Consider the following 26193-nt stretch of genomic DNA (forward strand, 5'->3'; position numbering starts at 1 on the left):
GCTCCGCTCTCGCTTCGCTTCGTCCCCCCTCGACCGCTTTATCAATATAGCGGAGAAATTACTGGGGTGTCAACCCTTGGGTCAAGGAATTTTCAGTAAGCCGTGAAACGGCTAGTAGGTAATGCTTCTGAGCATTGGTTGCTTGTGCCTCTGGCAAGCTTGCCAGAGCAAAGCAGAGACAGGCTTACCGCGTTAGGAACATCTTTAGGCGCAGCAAAGTTACGGTCTGTCCCAGATTGAGCTGCAGAGCAGAGACTCCAGCTAAACGAGACTGAATCCATCCCTCGCCCCAGTGCCATTCTTGATAGCCATCGACACCTTTGCTCATTAGTATTTGCAGTTCGTTGGAGCTAACTGTTTTTACCTGATGCTGAATTGGCACAGGACCAAGCCAGCTTGTAAAGAGGGTTCCTGAATCGAGCCGCTCTGGCATTCCTGGGGAGAATGTTTGGGGGAAAAGCCATTGCTGAAATTGGCTGGGGCAGAGCAGACTGTCAGAGATTTTTTGTTCTGAGGCAGCGATTTCAATACGAAGGTTACTTTGTTGGAAGGTGCCAAGCATAGTTAATTTCAGGATAGGTCGTGGATTTTGAGTTTTGTACTTTAGTGACTTAGCGGTAAAGGCGGTAGGCTAATCTGTGTTTACAGGCTAACAAAGAGTTGCAGCGTAACGGAGGAGAGTCAATGAGCGATCAAATTAAAGTGATGGTGAAACTTTTTGCAGCTTATCAGGAGGCGTGTGGGGTACCAGCATTGATTCTGCATTTGCCCTCTGGGGCAGCTGTAGGACAGGTACGCGATCGCCTAATTGAGCAATATCCTGAGTTAGAGCAATGGCGTGACGTGACTCGGTTTGGCTTGAATCTTCAGTTTGTAGAACCTGGCGCTGTTTTACAAGATGGGGATGAAGTCGTCTTGATCCCTCCTGTTAGCGGAGGTTAGGGAGCGGAGGTTAGGAAAATGACTCAATATCGAGCTGGGTGAACTGCACAAGCCAATCTTTCACTCGGTAGGTTGCTCGACAGTCGTCTTCGTTGTAGCGAAGGATTGCCTCTAGATAAGTGTGATCACCTGTGGTTAGCCATTGGTCGTACCAGCAGATGGACTGAGCGCCATTCGCTTCTGAGTCTCGCCAGTTGAAGCCAAGCCAGCGGGCAATCGATTTGAGGGCATAGCTTTCGATCGGCAAAATGGCGACTCGTGTCACTCGTTCATGCAAATCGACAAATCGGCTCAGCAATGACTCAACTAAATCGCTGGGCGTGCCATAGTATTCACCTAGCCGCTTAACGGTCTGAGCTTCGTAGAGACAGAAGTGAAAGATGGGGGCATGGGGATAGCGCCAGACTAACTCCAGAAATTGGTTCCAGACTTTGCCTTCATCATCCTGACACTTAGCTAGGAAGGGGTGAAAGATTTCGGTTTGAGTTAGTCGATCGACCACCAAAACTCCGTGCAGGTAGACCAAATTTTGCTCTGGCGCTGCCTCAATGTCGAAGTAGAGTTCTACGTTTGCAGTGGGTAGCTCTGCTTCGGATAGCAGGGGGGATGTGGGCGAAACCGGAAACTCTACATGGGCGATCGCCCGATTCTGAAGCGCAGCCTGGGCTTGTTTGACTAAACGCTGAGCAACCTGTGCCCCAAATCCGGGTAGGGGTTCAAGCTGCTTGGGAGGGGCGATCGCAATATCTTCCAGGGTTTTAAGCTGAAGGGCTTTGAGATGGACATAGCGACTAGGCGTTATGCCAGGGAGAAGGGAGAGGTGGCGATCGCTCTGAGCCAGGGCATAGCAACGGCTAAACCAATGACAAAGATCACAGCGGCTGTGGGAAATAAAGACCTCAGGTTCTTGCTGCTGAAGCAAAGTTTCCATGCAGCTTTGCAAAATTTCTTCCATACGGGGCAGCACATCCACGAGGCTAACCCCATAGGTGCCGCGCTGTCGCAGGATCAGCCAGCCTGTTTCTGCCCACATGCCTTGGACGGCAGCTAGCACATAGGCATGAAAAGCAACCGCGACCTGATAGTCCAGCTTTGGGCGTTTGCCGAGACGAATATCGATGGGAGCGTAGATCCAATCGCCCCAGATGGAATACCCTGGCTGTTTAACCAGGAGATCGGGGCAGCTGACTAAGTGAATGCCATTCTCTAAGGTAATTTGAAGAACGGCATTGGCAATGCGATCGACTCCTTGCTGCATGAGTGCTGTTGTAGCGGCAGCTCCCGCTACCCAATCTCGCTTTGGGTAACTTGGTTCGTGGAAGGAGGCTTGAGAGAGAACCTCTCGCTGGTGCAAATAGCTATCTTGGCGCAGTTTTTGCAAGTAGTCGGGCGCAGAAGCGCGGTGTTGGCGATCGCCGTATCGGTCTAAAAATACTCGACGAGGACAACGCTGATAGTTAAATAAAACTTCGTCAGTCAGCCAAATTTCCGTTGAATTTGCGACTGTGTCTGCCTCCAACCCGTCAACTGCCACTGAATCGATAGGCGGCAGGGCGGCAGAAGCTTGAGCAGTCAACAAAACCACGGAGGCAGGTGATTTATCCTCAGCCTCCGTTAGATCAGGTGAATAAGGGTTAACCGACAGAATCCTCCACGGGGAAGTGCTCTTGAAGATGATTAAATAAAAGTTGAGAGATAAGTGGAAGTTGGTAAATAGCTGGAAGGCACAGTGCCGCAACAATCGGCTGAGGCGATCGGTGCTCTAGAAAATCTGTATCTGCCCACTTTGCCATACTGCGTTACATACCCAAAAGGGATTCAGTTTTTTTGCAGTTGATATCCTACCTATGACTTTAGCTTGATTCTTTAAATCTTGCTAAAGCCATTTTAGTAGAGCCACAGAGATTTCAGCTATGGAAATCGGTTATGGAAACAGGCAGCGACGTTAGGAAGTGAGGTTTAAGGGGAAGTTTTGAGATGAGCCAGTTCTTCTGATGCTTGAGTTTCACCGTTGAGAAGAGGCAGATAAGCAACCACCCATTCCGCCACCTTTTCTTTTTTGTCTAAGTTGAGTAGGCGATCGCCACTACCCGTTCTAGTTTGTACCGGGATCTGTTCTGGAAGCAGTCGAGCCATGCGATCGACATCCGTTAGCACTCTTACCTCCATACCAGGGGCAGCTAGCGCGATTCCCGCCAGACGATCGGTTTTGATCGAAAACTGAACTGCCTGAACTCCAATTTCGCCTCGATTGCCGGGTTTAATATTGCTGATGGGCATACGCTTAGCATTGCTTTGGGCAGAAATGAGCAGCAAATCATCGGATGCAGTCAGTGCCAGACAGCCTACTAGCTCTTCTTGCTTTGGCAAGCGCAGAGCCAAATTACCTTGAGCCGATCGCCCCATCACAGGCACCTGCTCATCATTGATGGTAAACCGCAAAATGCGCCCGCCAGAAGTTGCCAAAACAAGCTGCTCTCCTACTTCTGCTAGTGTCACATAGCGAAGCTCGTCGTCGTCTTTGAGTTTGAGTGCCGCCAACCCTCGCCCGGTGAGATTTGTAAATTCTGAGAGCGGCATTCGCTTCAGCCGTCCCTGACGCGTCAGCATAATCAAATCGAGCGTTTCTAGATCATTTGGGAAAAGAACAAACTGGGTAACGATCGTTTCAGGATCGCCCTGAGCAGTGGCAGGTAGCAGAGTTACTAGCGGCGTACCTTTAGACTGCCGAGTCGTAGGCGGAATATCGCTGACTTTTACCGTGTACGCTCTGCCGCTACGGGTCAGCACCAGCAATTCCTGGTTGGCAGTCGCCATTTCCACAAGGGTGGTGAAGTCCTCGTTTTGCACTAGGGTTTGAACGGGCGGCAACTCTTGCTTAGCCATCTGACGCTGAAAGACCTTGGGTGACAACCGACGCACATAGCCGCGATGGGTGAACTCCAAGACAATTTCTTGAGTCTCTGCTTCTCCTTCAGCAACCACTTCGGCAAGTTGGGCAAGTTCGATCGCCTGCTCTTCGGCAGTCAGCAAGCGAGTTCGGCGGGGATCGGCGTACTTGCGCTTGAGGGTGCGCAGGTCTTTCTTCAGCGACTTCAGCAGCTCCTTGCGGTTGTCCAAAAGCCGCTGAAGTTCCTGCATTCGCTGAGTCAGGTCGTCATATTCAGTTTGTAGGTTTTGTCGCTCTAGTCCCGTGAGACGGCGCAGCGGCATCGCCAAAATCGCGTCAGCTTGACGATCGCTAAATTCAAACCGCTCTTTCATCGTAGCTTTGGCGGTGCTGCCGTCGGGAGCGTGGCGCAAGATATCAATCACGTCATCTAGCCGATCGAGCGATCGCAGTAAGCCCTCCAGCACATGCGCCCGCTCTCCTGATTTATCCAGCTCAAAGCGATATTGCCGGGTCAGCGTCGTTTCCCGGAAGCTAAGAAACTCCTGAAGCATCTCCCGCAGAGGCAACTGACGCGGCTGTCCATCGACAATTGCCAGCATGATGACACCAAAATTAGACTGTAGCTGCGTTAGCTTATAAAGCCGCTCTAGAATCACGGCAGGCTGAACATCTCGCTTCAGCTCAATGACGACCCGCATTCCGTCGCGATCGCTCTCGTCTCGCAGATCGGCAATACCTTCAATCCTGCCCTGGTTGACCAATTCAGCAATTTTTTCAATCCAGGTTGCCTTGTTGACCTGAAAAGGCAGCTCTGTGACGATAATGGCTAACCGCTGCCGCCCTCGCCCCACAGGAACTTCCTCTAGTCGAACCACGCCACGCACCGAAATGCTTCCGCGCCCGGTGCTATAGGCTTCTTCGATGCCAGACCTGCCCGTAATTTCGCCGCCTGTGGGAAAATCGGGCGCAGGAATGAGCTTAAACAGCTCTTTGTCAGGGAGGTCAGGGCGATCGATCAGAGCAATTAAGCCATCAATTACCTCGCCTAAGTTGTGGGGCGGAATATTGGTTGCCATCCCCACCGCAATGCCCGAACAGCCGTTGAGGAGCAGGAAAGGCAGCTGAGCAGGTAAAACGATCGGCTCTTGCTGGGAGTTGTCGAAGTTGCCGATGAAGTCTACCGTAGCTTCACCAATTTCAGCTAGCAGTCCCTCATTGCCGACAGGCGAAAGGCGAGTTTCGGTATAGCGCATCGCGGCTGGAGGGTCGTCATCCACCGAGCCAAAGTTGCCATGTCCCTCCAGCATGGGATAGCGGCTGGAAAAGTCTTGCACCATGCGCACCAGCGCGTCATAGACCGACTGATCGCCGTGGGGATGATATTTGCCTAGTACATCCCCCACCACACGAGCGCACTTTCGATAGGGGCGATCGGGAGTCAAGCCCAGCTCGTGCATGGCGTACAGAACTCGCCGATGCACAGGTTTCAATCCATCTCGCACATCAGGCAGCGCCCGCCCCACAATGACACTCATGGCATACTCAAGGTATGAGCGCTGGACTTCCGTATGCAAGGCAGTTGGGATGATTTGTCCTGCCGTAAGGATGCTCAACTGTTCAGCCATGCGGTTTATGTCCTTCAAATTTGCGGGTCACGATTGTAGGAAAGTTTAAGAATTCTCGGTCAGGCGGAGGGATTTCAGCAAATGGCACATAACTTTCACTTTAATTTCACAGTAGTATCAAACTGCGACGACAAAGATCATTCATGCTGAAATTAGACTGGATTAGGCAGATAGGAAAAGCGATATGAAGACCGTTCTAATTGTGGAAGATGATTTGATCAATGCGCGCGTCTTTTCCAAAATTTTGACCAAACGAGGTGGGCTAGAAGTTAAGCACACTGAAAATGTGGAAGAAGTGATGGAAATTGCTCAGGCTCGAACTGCCGACATTATTTTGATGGATGTTTCCCTCTCTCACAGCATGTACCAGGGCAAGCCTGTGGATGGCATCAAAATTACTCAAATGTTGAAAGCCGATCCGCAAACGGCTGATCTGCCCATTATCTTGGTAACGGCTCATGCGATGGAAGGCGATCGCGAACACTTTTTGAAACAAAGCGGCGCAGACGACTATATTTCCAAGCCTGTTGTCGATCACCAGCAGTTTGTGGATCAGATTGTGGCATTGCTTCCCAAAGACTGAACTTCCTAAAGACTGAACTTCCTAAAGATAAAGTATTTTTGTACTATTCTGCCAGTCTCAGTTTTGGCAGAATTTCGTTCAAAAAAGCACCTGACAAAGTAGCGTTAGCGCTCTTTTATCAGGTGCTGGCTCAACCAAGGAGGAATCAAAGCTTCAGGCAGAGTGGGCTACAACCCCTTTTGATCCACTAAATTGCGGTTCACAAATTGCGGTTCACAAAGACGCAGACTACAGAAAGGCAGTGTAATCTTGCCCCAAGAACAGCGCCTTCTCTGCGCTACGGCGGCGCGTCAGTCCCGGCAGCTCTACTCCGTCCCCTTTGTTCCATCGGGCAAATTCGTTGGCTGCACCCTGATAATCGCCCTGGTTTAGCTTACGGAGCAGCGTAGAGCTGTTCAATGCCCCTTCACCCACGTTGTAGGTAAACGAGACTAGAGCCGAGAATTGATCGCTGTTTAAGGACACTTTCACAGCACTTTTCACAGCCCGCTCAAATCTATCCAAGTCTTGCTTAAGGTAGCTTTCAGCTTGCGCTTCAGTAATGCGCATTCCGGCTCTAATTCCAGAGGTAGTGCCATAGCCGATCGTCCAAACGCCCACGGGGTCAAGATAGGAGTCTAAACGCAGCCCCTCAAAAGATTTAAGCACGTTCAAACCTTTGGAGTTAATGCTGCCATCAGAGCTGCCGCTGCCTCCTGTCGGACGCGGAGTGGGATTGCTGGTGGTACCCCCAGACTGGATGCCGCCGCTGTTATTGTTGGTGTTGTTATTATTGCTGCCGCTACTACCGCTACTACCGCCATTGCTGCTGCCGTTGCCAAAATTGGCAATGCTGCTATTGCCATCTACCTGCACCAAGTTAGATTGAGCCGCCACGTAGCCTCGTTTACCATCAGACGTACTCACCTGATACCAGTCTGGAACGCTTGTATCGTCTGAGGATTTCACTTTGCCAAGGATTTTGAGATTTGTACCAGAGTTCAAGGCTGCGATCGGCGAATTATTCACCGTTGAAGCTTTTGACCGAAGATTGAGCGTTGATGTCACCACTTTGGCGGTGGGCTGAACTTCCTTAAGGGAAACATCGATCGCCGAATCACCCGTCCGCTCATAGTATTGAACATAGAAATCAAATGAGCCACCCGCATTTTCAGGGACGCTCAACAACTGCGTCCAAGCTCCGCTGCTGTTGCCGCGCCAGTCGCCATTGAGGCTCGTCACGACTTTTCCCGTCTGGCGATTGCGAAAGAAAAACCGCGTTCCGTCATTAGAATCGCTCTTGACCTCGTAGAACTTGCCCGCCTTGAGCGAAACCTGCGTCGAGGTTTGAAGGGCATAGTTGTCGCTGTTAATGCCCGATCCGGGGCTACCCGACCCATAGTTGAGTTTTAACCGCGCCAAAGTCTTGCCGCTCTTACCTCGTCCACCTAAATCTTTTTTCAGATCCGGGCGGCTAAAGTTGTAGCTGTTGTAGTCGTCTACATTGCCAGCAGTGCGGTTAATAAAGCTACCGTTCCATCGGCTGGAAGACCCGCCAAATAGGTTGCCAAATAAATCGCTCAAGAGACCACGAGACTGACTAGAAGAGCTTTTTAGGTACTGATAGCCTCCAGACTGCGAGGTGCTAGATAGGCTAACGGGTTGAGTGGATAGAGTCAGTTGATAGGTAGCAGGGCGATCGCCTCCCCCGTTCACCTTGAGGAAATAAGTTCCTTTATTAACGCTATTGAGCTTGAGAGAGTTCTTACCCTGACTGAGCTGAGAGCGTCCCAGAGTCTCCCCTGAGTCAATTCGGGCATTGCGATTGCGATCCTGCACCAGCTCAGCAGAGGCATTCCCTGTCAGCCGCAAATTAAAGCTGCTTTTCTGCTTGATCCGGACGCTGTACACCTGGGTAGCAGCGTCACCAAATTCGTTCTTGAAGCCTTTTCCTTGGGGGTTGAGGGCGATCGCCTCTGCCCGCTTCAGGCTATTATCAGTGGTTCTTGACATAGCTTTTCCCGTAACATCTGATACCTAATACCGTCACGATGCGTTATGAGGCGTTGCTGGTTTTATGTATGAATTTTTTTTGAAAGGGGCGCGGAGCGTCCCTTTCAAAAAAAATTCATACCCAGATTCAGCAATGCCCGTTATGAAACTTGGGGTCAGTTATGAATCTGAACCCGTAGAGATCTGAGCTAATAAAAATCTGAGTTAGATCATCCGCGCTTAGTTTGCCTAGACGCAGAGAGAAGTAGACAAGTGCCCATGTGGGGAATCTTTTTAGATGATTTTCTGAGCAGTTTGTCCTAATGAAACCGTCACAGTTTTTGAAACAAGCAACCTGAAGAGGTTGGCGATCGTTAGGCTAGGTAGCGTCATTCCGTGCCAAGCGTGACATCTAGTACCTAGCCAATACCGTCTAATCCGGTTGGAAACAAAGCCTTTGCGAATTTATGATGGAGATAGCAAGCTGAGCTAAAAGCAACGGAACACGCCACACCTGTATGGTCAATACCATCAACATTCTAGGATTCCCTCATGCTTACGAGCTGTCATCTCCTCCTAGCTCTTCCCCGGTTCTAGTGTTTTTACATGGATGGCTGCTGAGCCGTGCCTACTGGCAGCCTGTGATTCAGAGGCTTTCCGCAGACTATTCATGCTTAAGCTATGACATGCGAGGCTTTGGGGAATCTCAAATCAGCCGCGTTAAAGAAGCTGCCCCGGAGGCGATCGCCCCTCAGCCCTCGCTCGCTAGGCGCTCCAGGGTTTCAGCTACAGAAGTCGCGGCTACAGAAGTCGCGGCAGAAACACCTGTGGCGGTTATTAGTACTCCCAGCAGCTACACACTTGCAGCCTATGCCCAAGATCTAGCCGTGCTGCTTAAAGAGCTAAAGATTGCAAAGGCGTGGTTGGTGGGTCACTCTCTGGGGGGCAGCATTGCGCTATGGACAGCAGATCAGTTACCCGAAACGATCGCTGGCGTAATTTGCGTTAATGTCGGCGGTGGCATTTACATCAAAGAAGAATTTGAGAAATTTCGCGTTGCCGGACAGCAGATCATTAATCTGCGCCGACAGTGGCTTGCCTACATTCCGCTATTAGATGTCATTTTGTCTCGCATGAATGTGGCTCAGCCAGTCGCTCGCCGTTGGGGGAGACAGCGCTTGCTGGATCTATTGAACGCCCAATCTGAAGCAGCGATCGGCACATTGTTAGACTCCACGACTGAAACTGAAGTTCACTACCTGCCCCAAATTGTGTCTCGGCTGCATCAACCTACCTACTTCATAGCAGGTGCTAACGACAAAATTATGGAACCCCAGTACGTGAGCCATCTCGCCAGCTTTCATCCATCCTTTGCCTGTTGCGGCAACAACGTCGTTGAAATTCCCAACTGTGGGCATTTGGCAATGGTGGAGCAATCTGAAGCCGTTGTAAATGAAATTCGGACAATTTTGGCAAAATCGTCCTAGCGAATTGAGCTAATTTTTGAGCGATAGGCGGCTGTATCTAGCCCGGTACCGCTGTTAGCTGTCGCCGGATCAATTTCCTGATTAAGGGCTTCAATGCGATCGCCTGTCGCCGGATGAGTGCTAAGAAATGTCGGCACAGAGCGCTGACTTTGCAGCTTTTCCATGAAAGCCACCATGGCGCTAGGGGCATAACCCACTCTTTCCAGGTTGACTAAGCCCTTCTGATCAGCTTCAAACTCTGCCTGACGGCTGTTCGGACGGTTGATTGCCAGCTCTACGCCAATATTGACTGCTGTATTGCGATCGAGTCCTGCCGCGCTAGCCAAACCTGCCTCCAGAGCCTTTTGCCGCATTTGCTCAACGGCATGACGCGCCGCAATGTGCCCAATTTCATGCCCAATGACGCTAGCAAGCTGGGCTTCATTGTCTGCGGTTTTCATCAAGCCCTTCGTTACGTATACATAGCCACCCATCGTCGCAAAAGCATTAACGGCATCCATGTCTACGACTTGGAACACGTAGGGAATGTTGGGGCGATCGCTTTGAGGCACTAGCTTTTGCCCAATTTGATTAACGTACTCCGTGACGGCGCGATCGGAGTACAGCTTTAGCTCACTCCTGGTCAACTGCTGATTAATCCGCGACCCCAGCGAAACTTCTTGGGAATCCGACATATTGGAAAGCTGAATGAGCTGAATTCCGCGAAACAGCAGCTCTATGATGGGGATCGCTGGAGCAGGTCTGGGCGTACCCATAATTAAACCTAGGGTGATCGTCATTGAGATCATCCCATAGAGCCAGCGCCGACGCAGTTGAGCAGAAAAGTTAGCCAAGAAATCTATCATAAAATCCAGGATCACAACCAGAGCGATTACGCAGAAAAAGACTCAAGGTAGAGAGATTCAGTAGATAGAGACGGCGATCGCCATCCTTTTGTTTCTGTACTGGATCATAATATTTTTGATTTTGTATTGATATTGTGCCCCGCTGACACTTGCCTACTACCACCCTAACGCTGGTATTCCTGTAGGGATGGCAACCACTAAGCGCTCCCCTAAAAATGTCCCAAGCAAACTGGCGGCAGCTATAAATCTCCGAGACAACTTTGCTCTGTAAGGCAACTTTGCTGCTAAAGTTCAAATTGAATTGATGCATATTAAATTGCATCTTGTGATGAGAGTTTCGCGAAAGCCTTATATCGTTTCACTAGCGGGAACGTTGCTGCATGTCTATTTTAGATTCTAAAGGTCGCTTGTTCGGCAAAGTCAGCCTCCTGGACGTTGGGGCGGCACTGGTCATTTTACTCGTCGTGGGCGGACTATTTTTATTGCCCGGTAGCTCTGGCTCCTCTATCGTGCAGACGGGTGCCACTCAGCCGATCGAAGTTGATGTGATTGTGCGGGGACTAACGGTAGCCGAACCTCAAGTGATGCTGAAAGCGCTGGCAGATGAAAAGAAAACCAACATCATCATCCGCAATCAGCCCTATGGAGAAGTCAAAATTCTCAACGTCAAGTCGCTACCGCGCACCGTGGCTGTGCCTCAACCTGATGGTTCCGTGAAGCCGCTACCTGACCCACGCCCAGAGCTAAATTACACGTTGGATATGGTCGTGACGCTGGGCGGCGATGCGCAAATTGTGAACGATGGGCCTGTGCTCGGCAACAACAAAATCAAAATTGGCACACCGATGGAGCTAGAGGGACAGACCTATCGTTTCAATGCGCCCGTAATTGGGGTACGTATTTTAGAGAAAAGCAAGGCAAGCTAGCTTCAGTAGATCACAAGTCCTCCTAATTTTTTCTAAAAGCTGGATTTCAAAGGCGCTCTGCGCCTTTGAAATCCAGCTTTTAGGGTTTTGTGATCTACTGAGCTTCAACAAATTTAACGACACCTCCAGGCAGATCGGCATAGCCTGAAAGAACGGATCTTGTCTGAGGAGCCAGAAGCATGGAAAGGATCGATCGCATCCAGTGGCTACAGCAAAATACTCCGTTCGGCTCTGTGTCTGAGCAGGGGATAGAAGCGATCGCCTCAGCCCTGCAAGTCAAAATCCTGCAAGAGAACCGCCGCTTAGCCCTGGAAGACACGTCTCCAGCCGCGCTGTATATTCTCAAATCCGGACGGCTAGAGGCTTATCGCACCAGCGCCGACAGTCTCGCCCATGCCAGCAGTTTGCTACCCGGCTCCGTGCTACATCTGAAAGAGCTGCTGCTCGATCGACCCGCAGAGCAAACAGTCATCACTCTATGCGACTGCGAAATTTGGGAAATTCCACGGCAGGAATTTGTAGCGATCGCCCAGCAATATCCCGAAATCAGCCGCAGCTTTTCGCAGCAGTTGGCAGCAGAACTGGAGCAAGCAACCACACAGCTTGCCTTTGAACAAGAGCGGCAGACCGCACTGCGTCCCTATCTTATGCCCAAAGTGAGGCAGGGTGTGGTGGGAGCAAGTCGCTATGCCGTGCGATTGCGGCAAGAGGTTCGTAAAGCTTCTGGCAATCGCCAGCCTGTGCTGATCTTTGGCGAACCGGGGCTAGGCAAAGACAATATTGCTGCCCTAATTCACTTCGGCTCCAGTGACCGCAAGCAGCCCTTGATCAAAGTCAACTGCGACACGCTACAACCTAACGGAGTCGAGCTGTTTGGGCGATCGGGCGGCAAGCCAGGGCTATTGGAGTGGCTGGGCACAGGGACGCTGATGCTCAACAATGCCCAGGACTTGCCCAAAGATCTAGAAAGCAAAATTCAGCAGGTGTTAGCCACCGGAGAGTATTTGCCTGTGAGTCGAGAAGGGGCGGAAGCGCTAGAAGTGAAGCGATCGCAAGCCCGCATCCTAATGACTGCCGAGCGCAATCTGCCAACCGCCTTGGACGACAAAAAGCTGGGAACTCAGGTGATCAAAGTGCCGCCCCTGCGCGTCATCAAAGCCGATATTGCAGCACAAGTCACCTACTACATCAGCCTTTTCTGTCGCGGTAAAGGATTGCCTCAGCCTAAAGTTGCGCCAGAGGCTCTGCGCCGTTTGCAAGGCTACGATTTTCCCGGCAACCTGGCGGAGCTGGAAAGCCTGGTAGGACGAGCCATCATTCAATCAAACGGTGCGCCCGTCCTAACTGAAGAGGTGTTTTGGTCTACGAGCACCAAGGGTAGAAGGTTTCGGCTGAATTTGCTCAATGCCTATCCCAATTTACGGCAGTTTTTGAGGAGTCCCTGGTGGCCCGATCGCATTAACTATGGGTTTACATCCTGGTTTTTTGCGATCGTCCTTGCCGTTTTGTTTCTAGGTCCTCAAAGCCGCGATGCCAATATTGCCCTGAATTTTTTCTGGGCATGGTGGTGGCTGCTGGTGCTGGTGGCATTTCCGTTTGTCGGGCGGCTCTGGTGTTCCGTTTGTCCCTTTATGATTTACGGCGAACTGACTCAAAAGCTCTCGCTGAAGCTATTTCCGCGCAAGCTGCTCCCCTGGCCTCGTCAGCAGGCAGAACAGTGGGGCGGCTGGTTCTTGTACGGGCTATTCGCTTTAATTTTACTCTGGGAAGAACTCTGGAATTTGGAAAATACTGCCTATCTGTCTGCCTGTCTACTGCTGCTGATTACTGCTGGAGCCATGATCTTCTCGGCATTGTTCGAGCGCCGCTTCTGGTGTCGCTATCTTTGTCCGATCGGCGGTATGAACGGTATGTTTGGCAAGCTAGCCATGGTTGAGCTGCGTGCCCAGCAAGGCATTTGCGCCGCATCTTGCACCACCTATCAATGCTATAAGGGCGGTCCTCAAAAAGGCGAAGGTTTAGAAACGGGCGGCTGTCCGGTCTATTCTCATCCGGCACAGCTCCAAGACAACCGCGACTGCGTACTGTGCATGACTTGCCTCAAAGCCTGTCCCCATCGATCGGTTGAGCTAAACCTGCGCCCACCGGGAATTGAACTCTGGACAACCCACACACCCACCCCTCATGAGGTTGCCCTCCTGTTTCTGCTGCTGGGAGCGGTTTTTCTGCACCACTTGCCTCAAATTGCCGATTGGCTCAGTCGCGCCATCGGTCTGCCGATCGACCTAAAGCAGTTTGGCATCCACGTCAGCCTGTCGATCGTCATGCTAATAGCACCAGGAGCGATCGCTCTTCTCTGCCACCAGCTCATTCGTCTCTTCAATCCGCGTAACGTTAAATCTTTCAATTTTGTCAGGCTTGCCTATGGCTACTTGCCGCTGGTGCTGGGGGCAAACATAGCGCACTACCTGCATCTGGGTTTGAGTGAAATGGGGCGCGTAGCTCCTGTTACCCTGGCAACGATCGGTCTTAGCGGAATCTCGGCTCCGGTCATTGTGGCTGATCCGGCGGTCATTGCCTTTCTTCAGGGCACAGTGATGATAGCAACAGCACTGCTCAGCATCATCTTGACCCAAAAAATTGCCCATCAGTCGTGGCAATCGCTAGTATCACAGCACATGACAACTCTGGGCTTTACGATGCTACTGTGGCAAGTCATTCTCTAAAGGCTAATCAACGATTCTCAGTAAGCCCATCTGGAGGCGATCGAGAATTTGTCTTACCTGAACAGAGTCTTGAGGCAAAATCGGGTGATCGGTCAGGGCAACCTGTAGTAGGCAAGTGCGATCGGCGGTCGTGATCTTGCCAGAAGATAGAATGCGTCGGGCAGCTTGCTCTAAAGTTGTCGGACGCGACGGATTAAGCATCATTGCTGAATTCACTGTCTACACCTCATTGATCTGCACCTCGTCTTAATAAGTTGTGAAAGTCCATACTTTTGTCAAGAGCCTAATGGAAGATCTTTAGGCTCAACTCATCTAAGAATGCACTATTCGCGAGAGAAAATTAAGGGGGCAAAACCCCTCATCATAAAGGGCTTCTAATTTGAACAGCGGTAGCGATCGATTATCCGGAAGATTTGCGGCTAAATAGGGCGGTGTTTCAAGCGTGTTTTGGGTTCTTCGCAAGAATCAAAAACACATTTGAGCATCAGCTTGAATGGCTCAATGAATGATTTTGCAGATGGGATATGGCAACCGCCAAGGCGGTTAGAGCGGGAACGTTTGTGGTGGGGCACTCCGCGCTCCACCACAAATGTCTTAAGCCAACTGGAGCCATATCTAGCTAAGAGAGTTTCCAGTCCATTGGCACTTATCCCAACGAGTGTTGGTGACGTTAGCTTTGCTAAAGTCTGTGCTTTGAAGGACAGCTCTGCTGAAGTCGGCATTGGTGAGGTTAGCACCCCGAAAATTGGTGCCCCACTTGGTTGATAGGAAATTGGCAATGAGCCAGGTGACAGTATGTTTGCGATCGCCCTTCAAAGTTCGCCAACCAATGTAACCCGCCAGAGGCAGCACGATCGATGCCACGGTGATCGCAGAATTAATGCTGCTGCTGGGTGAAAAGGTTTCTGTCAACACAATGACTAAAGCAAATGACCCAACGAAAGCTAGAGCTAGCAGCAATGCCACGGTAATTCTAAACGCCATGACAGCCGCAACCATTAAAGCACTCATGGCGGCTGTGGCAGAGGTGACGATCGCGTTGACTACCACTAATATGGCGATATTGCCTGCTATGGGTATAGCCGCCGAACTGGCTAAAGCAGCTAATGTCGCAACCAGAAATGCGAGTCCAAAGATGCTAAATCCGATCGCCATGCTGCGGGTCAGCGCCACAAAGGTAAATCCAATAATAATAATCGGCGTGATCCAAGCAAAATTGGCTTGTTCGGTCTGGTGAAAAGCAAAGAATCTTACCTCAGCAAATGCGCCAACCCATCCTGCTGCTGAGCCTAGAAAAACTGCAAATAGAAACAAAAGGCTTAAAAGAATAGTGGCTTGCCGCTTCTGTAAGCCTGCAGTTACGTTGACAAACTGAGTCTCCTCAAGGATGGCATTTGTAAAATCGGCTCCTCGAATATCAGACCCACTAAAGTCTGCGCCTGAGAGATTTTCTCCTCTGAAGCATTTTCCTCTCAGATTTTGCCGCTGGAAGTTGCGCTCTCCTAATTCATATAGCCAAATGACTTCATCTTTGCGAGTATTCTTCATAGCACCTACCCCATCAAAATGTTTGCCTTAAGAATCGTTTTTAGGCACCCAATGCGCGGTAGCTACCCTGTGCTGCTGATTACTGCTTCAAAGACTGCTGCTTTGGATAAAGCTCAAGAAATAATCAGCCTAAACTTATGCAGCGTCGAAATAGAAGGAATTTCCAAAAGAAATGGTCTACTCTTCATAGGCTACTGCAATTTTTTTACTTTTTCCACTCACATTACACGATAAGGTGGAGGATTAAGGGTCTGTTATCGATGAAGTCAGTATTGCTAGATTAAGCACTTCTAGATGAAGCGGAGTGGATGACATGGAAGTGCTAGCGAGGCTAATGGCAGCGATCGTTTTCTATACCTGTCTCCCTATCCCTGCTAAGTGGGTAGGAGACTTCCGGATTGTCGCTCGATTTGCACCCAGTATAGGTTTGTTCATTGGCGGCTTGCTGGGTCTAATGGACTGCGGTCTACAGGCTATTCAAATGCCCGTTCTAACCCGTAGCGTCGTCATTGTGTTGGCTTGGGTCGGCATTACGGGGGGGTTACATCTAGATGGCGCAATGGATACAGCCGATGGACTGGCAGTGACCGATCCAAAACGCCGCTTGGAGGTGATGTCTGATAGCGCGACTGGAGCCTTTGGCGCAATGACAGCGATCGCCCTGCTACTACTAAAAACCGCTGCTCTCACAGACTTGTCTACCCAGCGATGGCTATTGCTGATGCTGGTGGCAGGCTGGGGGCGCTGGGGACAGCAGGTGGCGATCGCCCGCTATCCCTACCTAAAGCCCACAGGTAAAGGGGCATTTCATCAGTCGGCTATTCGTTCCTTTCAAGAGACGTTGCCTAGCTTAGGAATGTTGCTGGGGCTGAGCGCGATTCCTGCTCTAGTTCATCCAAGCAATATTGATCTGAGTTTGCTGCTAATTTTGGGAGGAGGGGCGATCGCTCTCTTCATTCCCGCCTGGTTTCATCGAAAGCTGGGGGGGCATACTGGAGATACCTATGGAGCAGTGGTCGAATGGACAGAGGCATGGCTCTTGGTCTTGCTAACGCTGGCTTAACCCTGCCGCTCCCGTTCTAGAATCGCTCTAGAACAACCGCTCCCCTGCTATCCTGAAGGGATGTTCACATAACTTAACAGGTGATATGAAGTGCATCATTAATCGTCGGGCAGAGTTTTCGGCGAGCCATCGCTACTGGCTGCCGGAGCTAAGTGAAGCGGAGAATACCGAGAAGTTTGGGCCTTGTGTCCGATCGCCCGGACATGGGCACAACTATGTGCTGTATGTGTCGATGGAGGGAGATCTGGATGAATACGGTATGGTCTTAAACCTGTCTGATGTGAAGCAGGTGATTAAGCGAGAGGTGACAAGTCAGCTTGATTTTTCCTATCTCAATCAGGCGTGGGAGGAGTTTAAACAGACTTTGCCGACGACCGAAAATATTGCGCGGGTGATCTGGACAAGGCTGGCTCCACATTTACCGATCACCCGTATCCAACTTTTTGAACATCCTGAACTTTGGGCAGACTATGAGGGAAATGACATGGAAGCGTATCTGACTATCAGCACTCACTTCAGCGCAGCTCACCGTTTGGCGTTGCCAACTTTAACGCTGGAGCAAAATTCTGAAATTTACGGCAAGTGCGCGCGGGTGAATGGGCATGGGCATAACTATCACCTAGAGGTGACGATTAAGGGTGAGATGGATGCGCGGACGGGGATGATTGCGGATTTGGTAGCGTTTCAGAAGGCGGTTGAGGATTATGTGGTTGAGCCGTTTGACCACACGTTTCTGAATAAAGATATTCCTTACTTTGAGCAGGTGGTGCCGACAGCAGAGAATATTGCGATTCATATTCGGGATTTGCTTCAGGAGCCGATTCGGGCGATCGGTGCGACGCTTCACAAAATTAAGCTGATTGAAAGCCCAAATAATTCTTGTGAGGTTTACGGAGTTAGCGACGAGTTGCTGGTGCCTCGGCAGATACAGGAAGCGGCGATCGCATAGCTAGCAGCCAACAGCCAACAGCCTTGGGGGTCTCCCCCAAACCCCCGATGGAGGACGGGCGCGTCCCCCATACCCCCTCCGCACGAGTTAGTGGATGTGCAGCAGAAAGCGCTTCGCATTGATAGGCGGTAAGGAGTTCATGGATTGAGTAAAAACTAGAACAAATCGAGCTGCTCTAGACGCAGGAAGTCTCGATTGACTTCTTGCCAAAGGGATTTGTTGTGGGGATCGGTGCGTAGGGCTTTTTTGAGGTAAATTCTGGCTTTTTCACCCTGCTGGGTCTGAATCAAGTATCGGGCAAATCGCTGATAGGTGATGGCTTGCCACTGGCGTACTTCTGGGTCTTCTGGTAGTCGCTGTGAGAGTCCTTCTACTAGGGCGATCGCTCTGGGGAACCGCTGCTCTTTTAGCATCTGCTGAAGCTGGATGTAGGCATCTCGCTTGAGCTTGCGATCGGTAGGCGATAGCTCTGGAGAGTTTTGTAGGGGAGGCGATTTGGGCTTGACTGATACTTTAACTTGCGGCGGCTGGGAGGGTGACGATCGTTGAGTGAGATTGACGGTGGGCGAGTCTACTCCATCTGCTGGCGGCTGGATAATGCTAATGAGCTGTCGGTAAGCATCTGTGAGCTGAATAAATTTTTCTTTTGCTTGCTGCTGGTTTTCTGGATTGGAGTCTGGATGGTAGATTCTTGCCAAACGACGATAGGAGGCTTTGATGTCTTCGTAGGAAGCCCCCATTCTCAATCCCAAAACTCGATAACAGTCTACAATCTCCATCAATATGAATAATGGCAGAATTATCGATAATTCTGCCACTCGCGATAAATAAAAATTGGGCGATCGGACTCAGGTGTCTACTTTAGGTGGTTGGACTTAAGTAGTCTGATAGACAACGCGATCGATCAATCCGTATGCCATGGCATCTTCGGCAGACATGAAGTTGTCGCGATCGGTGTCTTTGGCAATCTGCTCAACGGATTTTCCGGTGTGGTGCGCCATTAGCTCGTTTAGCTCTTGGCGAACACGCAGAATTTGCTTGGCTTCAATATCAATATCGGTTGCCTGTCTACGGCCACCTGTACCGCCTAGAGGCTGGTGAATCATGATCCGCGAGTGGGGCAAAGCCAGACGCTTGCCTTTGCTGCCAGCGGTTAACAAGAATGCACCCATAGAAGCCGCTAAGCCCACGCAGATGGTGACCACTTCTGATTTGATATGCTGCATGGTGTCATAGATTGCCATGCCAGCCGTTACCGAGCCACCTGGAGAGTTGATGTACAGGTAAATGGGCTTGTTTTGATCGTCTGAATCGAGATAGAGCATATAGGCAACGATCGCATTAGCAATGCCATCATCAACTTCTTCAGAAAGGAAGATAATCCGCTCTCGGAACAGGCGCTCATAGATATTGATCCACTGCTCGTAGGAGCTGCCTGGAAGACGGTATGGAACGCTGGGAACTCCGATAGGCATAGGTTTAGAGGGATAGAGGTAGAAGAATTTAGGTTAAAACTGCTGCAGGGATATTCAGATCCTTGGGGCTTTCAAGGACGCGATCGATTAATCCGTACTCTTTTGCTTGATGGGGCGTCATGTACAGGGTGCGATTTGTATCCAGCGTGATTTTCTCAACCGTTTGCCCTGTCGTTTGAGCAAGAATCTCCAGCATCAGCGCTTTCTTGGACATCACCTCTTTCGCCGTAATGTCAATATCGGTCGCCTGTCCTTGACCGCCAATTCGAGGATGATCTAGGACGATCGTGGAATGAGGTAGACTCACGCGATTGCCCGCCGTACCTGCTGCCAGCAGCATTGCCGCCATGCCCACTGCCTGACCTAGACAGATCGTCATCACAGGTGATTTGATATGCCGCATGGTGTCGTAGATTGCCATGCCCGCCATAATCGACATGTTGCCAGCCGTAATATTCGCCATCCCGGCATCCACCGGATCACCCAGTGAATTAATGTAAAGGCGAATCGGCTTGGTCTGATCTTCTGAATCGAGGTAGAGCAGCGCGGAAATAATTGAATTCGCCAAGCCGTCTGTCAGGGGCTGATTCAAGAATATAATCCGCTCCTGGCTCAGGCGTGTGAAAATATTCACCCACTGCCAGTTTTGGCTACCCGGAATGTTGTATGGAACCCGTAAAACATCATCGACAGACATAGGTCTAGAAAATAGAGGATGTGAACAACCCCTGCTTAAAAGTAAAGAGTAGAGGCTTTAAACGATTGCAGGGAGTGGCTTAGGCAAGTCTTTGATGCTTTCCAGCACGCGATCGATCAGCCCATACTCTTTTGCCACCTGGGGAGTCATATAGAGAGTGCGATCGGTATCTTTGGCAATCTTCTCGGCAGGTTGTCCAGTGCTTTTAGCCAAAATGTCCAGCATTGCCGCCTTGTTTTCTAGCACTTCTTTTGCCCGAATTTGAATATCGGTTGCCTGACCCCGTGCGCCTGTGCGAGGCTGGTTTAAGACGATCGTGGCATGGGGAAGACTGGCTCGGAAGCCTTTTGCACCCGCCGCCAAAATCATGGCTGCTGTACCCATCGCCTGACCTAAACAAATCGTGTGGACAGGAGGCTTGATGTAATTGATGGTGTCACAGACAGCAAATGCCTCAGTTTCATAACCGATCGCATCTCCGGTATACCAAGAAGTACCCACCGAATTAATGTAGAAAAAGATCGGTTTATCGGGATCTTCAAATTGCAGATACAGCAGTTGAGCGATAATCAGCTTTGTGACATCAACACCTAACTGACGCTTGAAGTCATCCGATGAAACTAATGGTAGCCCTAGGTAAATAATGCGCTCCTTCAACAGCAGTGAAGGCAGGTCAGGCGGCGGAGTGCGATAAGAAGCATCTCCATAGTATTGAGACTGAACAGCTTTAATAGAACCCATAGCGTGCTGTTACCTGAAAAAGGAGCATTGTTTTTACCATAGTAACGTAAAGCCATGGGCAACCATTGCCGCCTACAGAAGAGATACAGCTAGGGATATCCGAACCTTCAGACCTTCGGCTAGTCGCAAAATCTCTCCGTAAAGCTAGGATGGCAAAATGAAGCTACATCTGGTAATAGTGTCTTATCTCAGCAGATGATCTGAAGATGATTCAGTCAGTCGGTCATCTCAAGCCGATGAGAGAATTTTCTGAAAAAGCGCTGCAAAAAACCAACTTTTTATCCAAAGCATTCATCTAAACGTCTCGATTTAAGACGCGCCGTGAACATTCTTCTGACCCCATGCTTTACCTAAAGCAGCTCTTCTCAATCTCATAATCTTTAACATCTCATAATCTTTAACGTTGGAGCTTTTTGCCATGAGAGTCGGTTTGCAAGCTGCGTTGGGGGATGTCAATTTAGATGCCACTCAAGCCAGCAGCCAGAGACAGCTAGCCGTCTCGCTATCGGCAATTGCCGATGGGAGCGATCGCACTGCTCCCCTCAATCTTTGCCTGATTCTGGATCACAGCGGCTCGATGAACGGGCGCGCCCTGGAAACAGTGAAACAGGCGGCGCAACATATTGTAGACAGCCTTTCACCGGGCGATCGCCTCTCAATCGTAGTCTTCGATCACCATGCCAAAGTGCTGGTGCCCAATCAGCTCATCGACAATCCGGCAGACATCAAGCGAGACATTCAGCGCCTCCAGGCTAGCGGTGGTACGGCGATCGATGAAGGGATGCGTCTTGGCATTGAGGAACTGGCAAAGGGCAAGAAAGACAGCATCTCTCAAGCCTTTTTGCTAACGGATGGCGAAAACGAGCATGGCGATAATTCCCGCTGCCTAAAGCTGGCAGGTCTAGCGGCTAACTACAGCATTACTCTCAACGCGCTGGGATTTGGCGATCGCTGGAACCAGGACATCCTGGAGAAAATTGCCGATGCCGGGGGCGGCTCTCTTTCCTACATTCAACAGCCCGAAGCTGCCGTTAGTGCCTTTAGCCGTCTGTTCACCCGCATTCAGTCGGTGGGGCTGACTAATGCTCACCTGATGCTTTCCCTCACGCCCCAGGCGAGTCTGGCGGAGCTAAAGCCGATCGCCCAAGTCGTTCCAGACACCATTGAGCTGACTGCTCTTCCAGAAAATGGGCAATATGTCGTGCGGCTAGGCGATCTGATGACAGATAGCCCCAGAGTCGTGCTAGCAAACCTCTATATTCGGCAGTTGCCAGAGGGCATCCATCCGATCGCCCAAGTTCAGGTGCGCTACGACAATCCAATGACAGGTCAGACAGGTCTACTCTCTGAAAGCATTCCAATTGAGGTGACCTCTCTGCGGCTCTATCAGCCTGCTCCCAATGCCGAGGTGCAGCAGCATATCCTAGCGCTGGCAAAGTATCGTCAAACTCAAATTGCTGAAACGAAGCTACAGCAGGGCGATCGCGCTGGAGCAGCCACTATGCTGCAATCTGCTGCTAAAACTGCCCTGCAAATGGGCGATAAAAACGCAGCTACCGTGCTGCAAGACAACGCCACTCGCTTGCAATCTGGCGAGGACTTGTCTGATGCTGACCGCAAGAAAACGCGGATTGCCTCCAAAACCGTCCTTCAACAGGGGAAGGAATAGCACGCTGAGAAGATAAGCCTCTGGCAATCATATCCTCGCCAATCTGAATGAAGCCAATCCCCAATTCTGCGTCAGCCTCCAGCCTGTGGGTAGCGGCTTTAATCGCCTTTGCCATAATCCCGTCTGGGTCAAAGGTTTCACAGGTTTGAATCAGATTCAGGCACGGCTGTTTGAGCAGCCGTGCCTAAATCTGGTGACGCTGATTTTAGCTATGAAACAATGCCCTGAATTTCTAAGAGGCTTGAGTAATGCCCAGTAGCGACTGGTGAAGCGATCGCCACTCCTCAAAACACAAGCCCTTCGCCTCAAAGCGCTCTCGCAAAAAACCAGATAACGCCTGACAAGCCATCCGCCAGTTAACAGCATCTTGGGCGACTTTTAGAGCTTCCGTTACAGACTTACAGGGAATAAAATCTCTGATTCTTTCTCGGCAGGGAGAAAAGCAAACAATCTGAAAGCCACCTTCTGCAAAAGAAATTTCAATCAACCAACCCTGATAAAAGTCCGACAAGATTTGGGCGTTTGCGTGGTCATTCACGGGTCAAAACTCACTCTCTAAACACAGCAGCTTTATAGATAAGACAGCAAATTAGTAAGACGGCGAATAATGTATCGCTACAGACATTTTTGTTTCTTTAATCTAGCTAAACCCACATAAGTCGAGTAGAGCCACTCAGCGGAACTGTATCCGCTATCACTGCAAAGACCTTAAGCGCTTTTCTACCTTGACAGCGCTGACTACACTAGAGCTGGACTATAGATTTCTTCTTCCATGAATCTTCTGGTGAGTAACGATGACGGCATTTTTGCCCTGGGTGTGCAGACATTGGCAAATACCTTGGCGATCGCCGGACATCAGGTAACGGTTGTGTGCCCCGATCGAGAACGGTCTGCCACAGGTCACGGATTGACGCTCCATGATCCAATTCGGGCAGAAGTCGTAGAATCTGCATTTCACGCATCCATCAAAGCCTGGGCTTGTTCAGGCACGCCCTCTGATTGCGTCAAGCTGGCATTAGGAACCTTACTAGACAACCCACCCGATATGGTGCTTTCTGGGATTAATCATGGGGCGAACTTGGGCACAGATGTGCTGTATTCGGGCACAGTATCGGCGGCAATGGAAGGCGTACTTGAGGGAATTCCCTCTATCGCCTTCAGCCTTGCCAGCTATTCTTCTCAAGGCTTTCAGCCTGCTGCAGACTTCGCCAATAAGCTAGCCACTCACCTGCACAGGCATCCTCTACCGCAGATTAGCTTGCTTAGCGTCAATATTCCAGCCGTGCCACAACAAGACATTGCCGGAGTTGCCATGACTCGCCAAGGCATTCGCCGATATTTTGATGTTTTTGAGAAACGTCTTGATCCGCGAGGCAAGACTTACTACTGGCTATCGGGCGAAGTCATCGAAGATACAGATGAGGCTGAGCCAGCCTCACCAGAAATGGCGAGCCTAAAAGCGGCAGGAATTGAGCTAGAGTGGTTTCGGAAAGCACCCACAGATGTGCAGGCAATTCGACAGAATTACATCACAATTACGCCACTGCAATACAATTTGACCTGTGCATCCGGTTTAGTTTCTCTACAGGGCTGGCAGGATAGCTTTTCTCAATAAATCTTCTGTGTAGATCCTGAAACTTCTAGCCCATCCCGGTAAGAAAAGGTAATTCTCGACCTGATAATCAAACGTCTGAAATGGAGCTTACCACCTCAGTCTATCTTTGAAGATTTAGGGTAAGTTTGTGGGTAAAGAGGTGAAGTTCTCAGAAGTGAAGAGCTGAAAGATGAGTCACTTGCCTTGAGTCGGGGTCTTGAGTCGGGTCACAAGCGATCGCGCTAAGCATGTCACTTAACACCTACCCTTGAAATTACCGAAACTTAGGAGATAGTTTGGTAAAAGTTTGGGCACAATGGACAAAGGATGCCTCAGGCAAAGTTTATCCCCAGAAGTGACAGATGGTACAGAGTGGCAAAGGGTATAAAGCAGTGGACAGCATACCAGGCTACAAACACAGGATGCTTTGACCGAGACTTGGGGGAATCTGGCGAAAAACGCTTATGTCTAACCTAAAAATGTCTGACATGCAAGATCAATTTACAGTTCATTTTTGGGGCGTTAGGGGAAGTATCGCCTGTCCGGGGTCAAATACAGTACGCTATGGCGGCAACACCTCCTGCGTTGAGATGCGCGTCGGCGGACATCGGCTCACGTTTGACGGCGGCACAGGGCTACGGGTGCTAGGACAAAAGCTGTTAGCCGAAATGCCGATCGAAGCCCATATGTTTTTTACGCACTCCCATTGGGATCACATCCAGGGTTTTCCGTTCTTTGTCCCGGCTTTTGTCAAGATTAACCGCTTTCATATTTATGGAGCGATCGCCCCTAACGGCTCCACCATCGAGCAACGCCTGAATGACCAGATGCTGCATCCCAATTTTCCAGTGCCACTGCAAATTATGGGAGCTGATCTCAAGTTTTACGATTTAGAAGTAGGCGAAGCGGTGCAGTTGGGCGATGTTTTGGTAGAGAATGCCTTGCTGAATCATCCTGGGGAAGCGATCGGCTATCGGGTGAGCTGGAATGGACATGCGGCGGCCTATGTGACAGATACCGAGCATTTTCCCGATCGCCTGGATGAAAATGTGCTGTGGCTGGCGCGGGATGCCGATATTTTGATCTACGATGCTACCTATACCGATGCCGAGTATCATGACCCGCGATCGAGCAAGGTGGGCTGGGGGCACTCGACCTGGCAAGAAGCGGTGAAAGTTGCAAAAGCTGCCAACGTCAAAAAGCTGGTGATCTTCCATCACGATCCGCTGCACGATGATAACTTTATGGATCAGCTCAAAGAGGATACCGCCCGCGAATTCTCTAACAGCATTGTGGCTTGGGAAGGGATGGAGCTGGATTTGCAGTCGCTCATTTAATTGGTCTAATGTAATCGGTCTGAAGCGATTAGCCTAAAGTAATCAGCCTAAAGTAATCAGCCTAAAATTTTGCTCGGAAAGTTTGGTTCGGCTCAGAGCTGGAAATGTGTCAGAATGTAAAGCGTGTGGATTGCCGACTCTCTCGATACGATTAAAACTCCAACCTCCGTTGCCCTGGGAAATTTTGATGGCGTACATCAGGGGCATCGACAGGTCATTCAGCCAATTTTCTCGATGGCTCTAGGAAGCGATCGGTTAGGCAAAACCGCGATCGCCCAATCCTCTGCCTCACCCTTGGCGACCGTGGTTAGCTTTTACCCTCACCCACAAGAATTTTTCACCGGGACGCGCCGTCTGCTGCTGACCCCCCTGGCTGAAAAGATTCATTATTTGAAGGCGATCGGCGTAGAGCAGCTTGTTCTGCTGCCTTTTGACCAAGAGCTTGCCAGCCACAGCCCGAAAGAATTTGTCGAGAAAATCCTCATTCAGCGGCTTCAGGTTAGGCAGATTAGCATCGGTCAAGATTTTAGGTTTGGGCAAAAGCGGGCTGGCACTGCCGCAGATTTGGAGGCGATCGCCACCTCTTACCAAATTCCAGTCAGGATTGCGCCCTTGCAGACCTGCGAGGGGGAGCGGATCAGCAGCTCGGCAATTCGGCACAATCTAGAGCAAGGCAATGTGCAAGAGGCTAATGTGCTGTTGGGGCGACCGTTTACGCTCCTAGGTCAGGTGGCGCAGGGACAGCAGTTAGGAAGAACGATCGGCTTTCCCACAGCAAATCTGGAGGTTCCAGTAGAAAAGTTTTTGCCCCGGCAGGGCGTGTATAGCGTTTGGGTGCAGATTGGCGGCTTCGAGGGCGCTGCGCAACCTGGCGTGATGAACATTGGCAACCGTCCGACCGTGAACGGCATACAGCAGACGATCGAAGTGCATCTACTGGACTGGGCGGGCGATTTGTATGGGCAGACCTTGGCAGTCAGCCTGGAGAGCTTTCTGCGATCGGAACAAAAGTTTGCTTCGCTGGAGGAATTGAAGACGCAAATTGCTCAAGATAGCGAGGTGGCGCGATCGCGGCTGCGGTAGATTCGCTAGGCTAAGGGCATACTAGGGGTATCGCTGCGT

23 protein-coding genes are annotated in these 26193 nt (G+C 50.5%); 11 read left to right on the forward strand and 12 right to left on the reverse strand.

Going from position 1 to position 26193, the window contains the following annotated elements:
• Positions 1 to 184 precede the first annotated feature (184 nt).
• A complete protein-coding gene (locus AC5JMP_RS08740) occupies positions 185 to 562 on the reverse strand; it encodes a hypothetical protein (RefSeq protein WP_495851065.1) in 378 nt (125 codons plus the stop codon).
• 122 nt (positions 563 to 684) lie between these two features.
• Here AC5JMP_RS08740 and AC5JMP_RS08745 point away from each other — a divergent pair, with 122 nt between their 5' ends.
• Positions 685 to 942 carry a MoaD/ThiS family protein gene (locus tag AC5JMP_RS08745; protein ID WP_495851066.1) on the forward strand — a complete coding sequence of 86 codons (258 nt, stop codon included), beginning with the start codon at positions 685 to 687 and terminating at the stop codon, positions 940 to 942.
• Positions 943 to 952: 10 nt separating this feature from the next.
• Here AC5JMP_RS08745 and AC5JMP_RS08750 read toward each other — a convergent pair whose 3' ends face one another.
• Entirely contained in the window at positions 953 to 2521 is a 1569-nt protein-coding gene (locus AC5JMP_RS08750) for a TM0106 family RecB-like putative nuclease (RefSeq protein WP_495851067.1), read from the reverse strand.
• A gap of 380 nt (positions 2522 to 2901) precedes the next feature.
• Complete coding sequence (gyrA, locus tag AC5JMP_RS08755) at positions 2902 to 5460, reverse strand: DNA gyrase subunit A (protein WP_495851068.1); 2559 nt, start codon at positions 5458 to 5460, stop codon at positions 2902 to 2904.
• A gap of 184 nt (positions 5461 to 5644) precedes the next feature.
• Between gyrA and AC5JMP_RS08760 the strand changes: the two genes are divergently transcribed.
• A complete protein-coding gene (locus tag AC5JMP_RS08760) occupies positions 5645 to 6043 on the forward strand; it encodes a response regulator (protein WP_495851069.1) in 399 nt (132 codons plus the stop codon).
• Between the two features lie 228 nt (positions 6044 to 6271).
• On the opposite strand, the gene AC5JMP_RS08765 is transcribed toward AC5JMP_RS08760, so the two are convergent.
• Positions 6272 to 8035 carry a glycoside hydrolase family protein gene (locus tag AC5JMP_RS08765; protein ID WP_495851070.1) on the reverse strand — a complete coding sequence of 588 codons (1764 nt, stop codon included), beginning with the start codon at positions 8033 to 8035 and terminating at the stop codon, positions 6272 to 6274.
• A 497-nt stretch (positions 8036 to 8532) separates the two neighbouring features.
• Here AC5JMP_RS08765 and AC5JMP_RS08770 point away from each other — a divergent pair, with 497 nt between their 5' ends.
• Complete coding sequence (locus AC5JMP_RS08770) at positions 8533 to 9501, forward strand: alpha/beta fold hydrolase (RefSeq protein ID WP_495851071.1); 969 nt, start codon at positions 8533 to 8535, stop codon at positions 9499 to 9501.
• Here the strand turns inward: AC5JMP_RS08770 and AC5JMP_RS08775 are convergent.
• Positions 9498 to 10346 carry a M48 family metallopeptidase gene (locus AC5JMP_RS08775; protein ID WP_495851072.1) on the reverse strand — a complete coding sequence of 283 codons (849 nt, stop codon included), beginning with the start codon at positions 10344 to 10346 and terminating at the stop codon, positions 9498 to 9500. The genes AC5JMP_RS08770 and AC5JMP_RS08775 overlap by 4 nt on opposite strands.
• A 380-nt stretch (positions 10347 to 10726) precedes the next feature.
• On the opposite strand from AC5JMP_RS08775, the gene AC5JMP_RS08780 reads away from it, so the two are divergent.
• Positions 10727 to 11272 carry a DUF4330 domain-containing protein gene (locus tag AC5JMP_RS08780; protein WP_495851073.1) on the forward strand — a complete coding sequence of 182 codons (546 nt, stop codon included), beginning with the start codon at positions 10727 to 10729 and terminating at the stop codon, positions 11270 to 11272.
• A gap of 179 nt (positions 11273 to 11451) precedes the next feature.
• A complete protein-coding gene (locus tag AC5JMP_RS08785; protein WP_495851074.1) occupies positions 11452 to 13998 on the forward strand; it encodes a sigma 54-interacting transcriptional regulator in 2547 nt (848 codons plus the stop codon).
• A 3-nt stretch (positions 13999 to 14001) separates the two neighbouring features.
• Here the strand turns inward: AC5JMP_RS08785 and AC5JMP_RS08790 are convergent, their stop codons facing one another.
• Positions 14002 to 14202 (reverse strand): hypothetical protein, encoded by a 201-nt coding sequence (locus AC5JMP_RS08790; RefSeq protein WP_495851075.1) that lies wholly within the window; start codon positions 14200 to 14202, stop codon positions 14002 to 14004.
• A 411-nt stretch (positions 14203 to 14613) separates the two neighbouring features.
• Complete coding sequence (locus AC5JMP_RS08795) at positions 14614 to 15546, reverse strand: pentapeptide repeat-containing protein (protein ID WP_495851076.1); 933 nt, start codon at positions 15544 to 15546, stop codon at positions 14614 to 14616.
• Between the two features lie 313 nt (positions 15547 to 15859).
• Here AC5JMP_RS08795 and cobS point away from each other — a divergent pair, with 313 nt between their 5' ends.
• Complete coding sequence (gene cobS, locus AC5JMP_RS08800; RefSeq protein WP_495851077.1) at positions 15860 to 16609, forward strand: adenosylcobinamide-GDP ribazoletransferase; 750 nt, start codon at positions 15860 to 15862, stop codon at positions 16607 to 16609.
• Between the two features lie 85 nt (positions 16610 to 16694).
• Positions 16695 to 17558, forward strand: coding sequence for a 6-pyruvoyl trahydropterin synthase family protein (locus AC5JMP_RS08805; protein WP_495851078.1), 864 nt, complete (start codon positions 16695 to 16697; stop codon positions 17556 to 17558).
• Positions 17559 to 17713: 155 nt separating this feature from the next.
• Here the strand turns inward: AC5JMP_RS08805 and AC5JMP_RS08810 are convergent, their stop codons facing one another.
• The 4 genes from AC5JMP_RS08810 to AC5JMP_RS08825 all read right to left on the reverse strand — a co-directional run bounded on the left by AC5JMP_RS08810 (position 17714) and on the right by AC5JMP_RS08825 (position 20471).
• On the reverse strand, positions 17714 to 18337 hold the full coding sequence (locus AC5JMP_RS08810; protein WP_495851079.1) for a J domain-containing protein: 624 nt from the start codon (positions 18335 to 18337) through the stop codon (positions 17714 to 17716).
• Positions 18338 to 18433: 96 nt separating this feature from the next.
• Positions 18434 to 19033: an ATP-dependent Clp protease proteolytic subunit gene (locus AC5JMP_RS08815; protein ID WP_495851080.1), complete on the reverse strand. Its 600-nt coding sequence runs from the start codon at positions 19031 to 19033 to the stop codon at positions 18434 to 18436.
• Between the two features lie 28 nt (positions 19034 to 19061).
• Positions 19062 to 19730, reverse strand: a complete 669-nt coding sequence (locus AC5JMP_RS08820) for an ATP-dependent Clp protease proteolytic subunit (RefSeq protein ID WP_495851081.1) — start codon at positions 19728 to 19730, stop codon at positions 19062 to 19064.
• A 57-nt stretch (positions 19731 to 19787) separates the two neighbouring features.
• Positions 19788 to 20471: an ATP-dependent Clp protease proteolytic subunit gene (locus AC5JMP_RS08825; RefSeq protein WP_495851082.1), complete on the reverse strand. Its 684-nt coding sequence runs from the start codon at positions 20469 to 20471 to the stop codon at positions 19788 to 19790.
• A 418-nt stretch (positions 20472 to 20889) separates the two neighbouring features.
• Between AC5JMP_RS08825 and AC5JMP_RS08830 the strand changes: the two genes are divergently transcribed.
• Positions 20890 to 22140 carry a vWA domain-containing protein gene (locus tag AC5JMP_RS08830; RefSeq protein ID WP_495851083.1) on the forward strand — a complete coding sequence of 417 codons (1251 nt, stop codon included), beginning with the start codon at positions 20890 to 20892 and terminating at the stop codon, positions 22138 to 22140.
• 232 nt (positions 22141 to 22372) lie between these two features.
• On the opposite strand, the gene AC5JMP_RS08835 is transcribed toward AC5JMP_RS08830, so the two are convergent.
• Complete coding sequence (locus AC5JMP_RS08835) at positions 22373 to 22678, reverse strand: hypothetical protein (protein ID WP_495851084.1); 306 nt, start codon at positions 22676 to 22678, stop codon at positions 22373 to 22375.
• 234 nt (positions 22679 to 22912) lie between these two features.
• Between AC5JMP_RS08835 and surE the strand changes: the two genes are divergently transcribed.
• The 3 genes from surE to AC5JMP_RS08850 all read left to right on the forward strand — a co-directional run bounded on the left by surE (position 22913) and on the right by AC5JMP_RS08850 (position 26154).
• Entirely contained in the window at positions 22913 to 23755 is an 843-nt protein-coding gene (gene surE, locus AC5JMP_RS08840) for a 5'/3'-nucleotidase SurE (protein WP_495851085.1), read from the forward strand.
• A 458-nt stretch (positions 23756 to 24213) separates the two neighbouring features.
• A complete protein-coding gene (locus tag AC5JMP_RS08845) occupies positions 24214 to 25071 on the forward strand; it encodes an MBL fold metallo-hydrolase (RefSeq protein WP_495851378.1) in 858 nt (285 codons plus the stop codon).
• Positions 25072 to 25194: 123 nt separating this feature from the next.
• The gene (locus AC5JMP_RS08850; RefSeq protein ID WP_495851086.1) at positions 25195 to 26154 is read left to right on the forward strand and encodes a bifunctional riboflavin kinase/FAD synthetase; all 960 of its coding nucleotides are present in this window, start codon (positions 25195 to 25197) and stop codon (positions 26152 to 26154) included.
• Positions 26155 to 26193 lie beyond the last annotated feature (39 nt).

Source organism: Drouetiella sp., assembly GCF_059504425.1.